Origin of the sequence: Salibacterium qingdaonense (genome assembly GCF_900114715.1) — a bacterium.
GTDB lineage: Bacteria > Bacillota > Bacilli > Bacillales > Marinococcaceae > Salibacterium > Salibacterium qingdaonense.
Genome location: NZ_FOTY01000061.1, coordinates 1 through 3,671, shown reverse-complemented (window position 1 = coordinate 3,671; position 3,671 = coordinate 1). Strand labels below are relative to the sequence as shown.

General features: G+C 34.7%; 5 protein-coding genes and 1 pseudogene. 2 read left to right on the top strand and 4 right to left on the bottom strand.

The features are described 5' to 3' along the window. Both BM058_RS18555 and BM058_RS17880 read left to right on the top strand, forming a co-directional pair. A pseudogene (locus BM058_RS18555) lies at window positions 1-203 on the top strand (AAA family ATPase); the annotation flags it as partial. A gap of 221 nt (window positions 204-424) precedes the next feature. After that, entirely contained in the window at window positions 425-1,522 is a 1,098-nt protein-coding gene (locus BM058_RS17880; RefSeq protein WP_090929148.1) for a flagellin N-terminal helical domain-containing protein, read from the top strand. A 9-nt stretch (window positions 1,523-1,531) separates the two neighbouring features. Here BM058_RS17880 and BM058_RS17875 read toward each other — a convergent pair whose 3' ends face one another. The 4 genes from BM058_RS17875 to BM058_RS17860 form a co-directional block, all read right to left on the bottom strand. Continuing rightward, window positions 1,532-2,113: a tyrosine-type recombinase/integrase gene (locus BM058_RS17875; RefSeq protein WP_090929145.1), complete on the bottom strand. Its 582-nt coding sequence runs from the start codon at window positions 2,111-2,113 to the stop codon at window positions 1,532-1,534. A gap of 106 nt (window positions 2,114-2,219) precedes the next feature. Then, window positions 2,220-2,792 carry a hypothetical protein gene (locus tag BM058_RS17870; protein ID WP_090929143.1) on the bottom strand — a complete coding sequence of 191 codons (573 nt, stop codon included), beginning with the start codon at window positions 2,790-2,792 and terminating at the stop codon, window positions 2,220-2,222. 12 nt (window positions 2,793-2,804) lie between these two features. Further along, window positions 2,805-3,149, bottom strand: coding sequence for a hypothetical protein (locus BM058_RS17865; protein WP_090929141.1), 345 nt, complete (start codon window positions 3,147-3,149; stop codon window positions 2,805-2,807). 181 nt (window positions 3,150-3,330) lie between these two features. Further along, a complete protein-coding gene (locus tag BM058_RS17860; RefSeq protein WP_090929138.1) occupies window positions 3,331-3,654 on the bottom strand; it encodes a hypothetical protein in 324 nt (107 codons plus the stop codon). Window positions 3,655-3,671 lie beyond the last annotated feature (17 nt).

The following is a 3,671-nucleotide window of genomic DNA, read 5'->3' as shown; positions in this document are numbered from 1 at the left end:
TAAAGACTTCCCTTACGTATGCTGGAAATCAGGCAGATATCTTTTCTGATGCAGCTATAGAGGAGATTCATCAGTACACAAACGGCACCCCAAGGCTGATTAATAAAGTGTGTACCCATTGTTTAATGTATGGTTCTCAAAGTGGCCATCGCATTATTGATGATCACATGGTGAAAGATGTCATAACAGGAGAATTTCAATAGCAGGAGGAGAGCGATTCTCCTGCTTTCTTTCGTCTGTTCCCGGACAGACTGCCTGTCAATTTGTGGACCATACGGTCCAGCAATAAACGGTCAAATTTCCCTAGCAGTAACAAAAAACCTTTGGTTGTATGTAGGTCGAACTAAAATTATCCAACATCCATAAAACTCCAGTGGATAATGACGATAATAATGATAATCCATGAATTAAAGCAGGTGTTCTTATGATTATTAATTCAAACATACCAGCATTAAATACACTTAACCAACTCAATAAAAATAATAAAGCGCTGACTTCTAGTATGGAGAAACTGTCCTCTGGACAACGTATTAATAAAGCAGCAGACGATGCAGCAGGTTTAGCTATATCTGAGAAAATGGAAGCTCAAATCAGAGGATTGGATCAGGCAAGCAGAAACTCGCAAGATGGCATTTCTTTGATTCAGACTGCTGAAGGTGCGCTTGATGAAACACATAGTATTCTCCAACGTATGCGTGAACTGTCAGTACAATCTGCTAACGGAACAAACACTGACAAAGATAGGGAAAGTTTACAAAAGGAGTTTGGGGAATTAACAAAAGAGATTGATGGTATTGCTAAAAATACGCAGTTTAATAAAAAGAACTTATTGGACGGAAGTTTTAAAGAAAGTATTCAAGTCGGAGCAAACGCTGATCAAAACTTTGATATAGATATAAATCGCATGGATTCAACAAAACTATTATCTAAAGAAAAACCAACTCTCGGAATTACGAATGTAGAAGCAACAGATAACTTCGATGATGGTGATTACACTATATCAATTTCTAAAAATGAAGATGACGATCCTTATCTTCACTTAACTGGCGGTGAGTTTGATTTAGGAAGAACTGTTTCAAGTTCAGAATCCCATATTGACTGGAATAGAGTAGCTGGTGAAACGCAAACTCTATTGGCTAATTTTAATTATGAGGACCTTAAAGAAGGAGAATTGAATTTATCTGTTAATAACGGCGAAGTTACAGTAGATAATAAAGAGAATACATTTATCACTGATCAAGAAGAAGCAGAAAATACCATTTCCATCATTGATGATGCTATAGAAACAGTTTCTTCCGAAAGATCAAAATTAGGTGCTTACCAAAACAGATTAGAACATACAATTTCTAATCTTAATAACTCTTCCGAGAACCTTAGTTCCGCAGAATCGAGAGTACGTGATGTAGATATGGCACAAGAAATGATGGAACAAACAAGAGCAAGCACACTCGCACAAGCATCTCAATCTATGTTAGCTCAAGCTAATCAGCAACCACAGCAAGTTTTACAATTACTTCAATAATAAACCGTATCAAAAATCAAGTGCTTCAATCGCTTCATCTTTCATGTCTTGATTGATACCTATATATCGAAGTGTCTCTTTCTGGTTGCTGTGATTCAACATATCTTGGATTACAGCAACATCGACACCTTTCTTAAATAATCCATATCCAAAAGTTTTTCTCATTGAATGACTTCCAATATCGGCAATTCCTAAATCATTAGCAGTCCTTTGAAGTATTCTCCACACTTGTTGTCTATTCATCGGTTTAGGATTGCCATTTTCATCTTTTTTCTGACTGGGGAAAACGTAAGCATCCATACTTCCATCAAAATATTTTCCCTTATAATTTGCAATATCCTCTTTCCGCTTATCTGTAATTTTAATTTTATTATTCTTGCCCGTTTTTGTTTCTCTTAATTTTACGTAGTCCTTAACTGTTCCATCGTTATTTAGGATTTCAGAATAACGCAAATCCAAAAGATCAGATATACGGAAACCAGTAGATACACCTAAGATAAATAGCAAGTGATCACGTTCACTTTTTTCATACAAAGCATCTGCCATTCTTTGTATCTCTTTTTTGTTTCTGATTGGTTCAACGAAATTCATATTTACCTCCAAATGATACTTATTATTTAATTAAATTATATTATGTATCATTTAATTAGTCAATAAAAAAAGCCCACTCACTCAATTTGAGCAAGTGGGAAATAAGTTAATCATTTCTTTGCAGGGAAAACACCAGTAGTCCTATTTTTGTACGATTCGTCCCGTATATCTGCATCATACGTCCAAAAACATCAATATTTGTTCCTAACTCAACTTTTCGAGTTTCTTCATTATCCTGAACCGTCAAAACCGATTCATTCGCAGGTATTTTCAACCCGGATGTTTGATCTATTGAAAAGCTGTTCGATTCAATTATGCCCTTAACCTCAGCATACTCAGGTGTCGTTTCAAAAATAGGACGCCCCATGCTGTCTGTTCCTGTCACTTCTCTGGTTTCACCAACTTTGATTTCATTGGTATAATTGCAATGCCTAATAAAACCGACATATTCATATCCATTATACTTTATTTCACTTACAACAAGCCAGTTGCTTTCGTGATACGTAATTAAATCTCCCCGACTGATTTTTTGGCTGCTGGAAATCATGTATTCATCATATTCCCTGTTTGGTGATCTTGAATACTGTGTAATAATAGCATGAAGCGTATCACCATCCTGTTGCACATCTTCCCCGAAATATGAAAGCATTTTGTTATAGTCTTTCTGTATATTATCCATTATTGCAACCTCCTACTCAGAAAACAACATAAAGAAATCTGAATCGTTGTTAGTGTCCAATTCCATTTTCACTTTTCGGATTTTTTCATTTAACTGATCTATGCGCTGCATAAGTGCATCATTATATGAAGAAACTTGGAGATCATTTTTTTGATAATCCTTCATTCCCTCAATATTGTTAGCTTCCGATTCAAGCACACTCAATGCTGTTTCAAGTATAGAAAGATGATTTTCTTTGTCGGATGTATCGTATGTACCACTGCTTTTAAGTCCGTTTTCTTCCATATAAATCTTTAGTTCAGAATCAGAAAAATCAATACCTTTGATTTCCATTTTCAACCGTTCGATATTCTTCATTATATATCATCCTTTCTGCTTCCCTTTTCTTCTCATATTCATCTACCAGATGCCAGTAGTTTTCCGGTGTGCTTATAAACAATAACTCACGTTGAAATTGTTCAATATGTTTATTTATAATATTCTGTCACCTTCTTTCTGCAATAAAAAACGCTCACCAGTTGGTGAACGCTTAGAATAATCATTTAACCAATCTTAATAGGAAAGAATTCATCCATGCGAAACTATTCATTTCTAATTTATGATCAATATTTATTAATTGTAACTCTAGAGTTTTTTTTAAGTAATCTTTTGCTATCTCATTATTTTCGTACCTTTTAAATAGAGTATTTATTTCCTTTATCCGTTCTCTAATATCTTTTGAGACCATCACACTACTATTAAATTTTCGTAAGTGAGATATTTCTTGATCAATAGCCTCATTATTTGAGTACGGCATTTGATTTGTACCACCAATGCAATCTTTTTTACCAACGAATGCAGCGTATTTTACCACTCTCTGCATTTGTCTTTACCATTCCA

Coding starts and splice junctions, on each gene's coding strand:
- BM058_RS17875 (WP_090929145.1), bottom strand. CDS start 2,113: ATGAATTTCGTTGAACCAATCAGAAACAAAAAAGAGATACAAAGAATG.
- BM058_RS17870 (WP_090929143.1), bottom strand. CDS start 2,792: ATGGATAATATACAGAAAGACTATAACAAAATGCTTTCATATTTCGGG.
- BM058_RS17860 (WP_090929138.1), bottom strand. CDS start 3,654: ATGCAGAGAGTGGTAAAATACGCTGCATTCGTTGGTAAAAAAGATTGC.
- BM058_RS17880 (WP_090929148.1), top strand. CDS start 425: ATGATTATTAATTCAAACATACCAGCATTAAATACACTTAACCAACTC.
- BM058_RS17865 (WP_090929141.1), bottom strand. CDS start 3,149: ATGAAGAATATCGAACGGTTGAAAATGGAAATCAAAGGTATTGATTTT.